This window comes from Vibrio sp. 811 (genome assembly GCF_033339195.1).
This window is the reverse complement of sequence record NZ_JAWOUB010000824.1, coordinates 1-544: the sequence shown is the minus strand read 5'-3', so window position 1 is coordinate 544 and position 544 is coordinate 1. Positions and strand designations below refer to the sequence as shown.

The window sequence follows — 544 nt, the reverse complement described above, 5'->3', positions numbered from 1 at the left end:
TCTTGAGTATTTAGTGTGTCTCACGGTTGCGGATATTTGCGCAACCAATCCAGAGTTGTGGAATGCTTGGAAACGCACGCTGCTTGCCGAGCTCTTCTACTCAACGCAACGCGCACTGCGTCGCGGATTAGAAAATCCGGTTGATGTGCGTGAGCGTATTCGCCATAACCAACAAATGGCTTCCGCATTGCTGCGCAAAGAAGGGTTTTCTGCACGCCAAATCGAAGTGTTGTGGCAACGATTCAAAGCCGACTATTTCTTGCGCCATACTCACACTCAAATCGCTTGGCATTGTGCGCATTTGCTGCGTATGGATGATCCAAACAAGCCGCTGGTACTTATCAGCAAAAAGGCTACGCGCGGTGGAACAGAAGTGTTCGTTTACACCAAAGATCAACCAGCGTTGTTTGCTACCGTGGTGGCGGAGCTCGACCGTCGTAACTTTAACGTTCATGACGCACAAATCATGACCAGCAAAGACGGCCACGTGATTGATACCTTCATGGTGCTCGACCAACATGGAGAAGCCATTGACGAATCTCGC

General features: G+C 50.0%; 1 pseudogene. It reads left to right on the top strand.

Annotated features, from left to right (window positions below):
• Positions 1 to 544: pseudogene (locus R7Q46_RS29610) on the top strand ([protein-PII] uridylyltransferase); the annotation flags it as partial.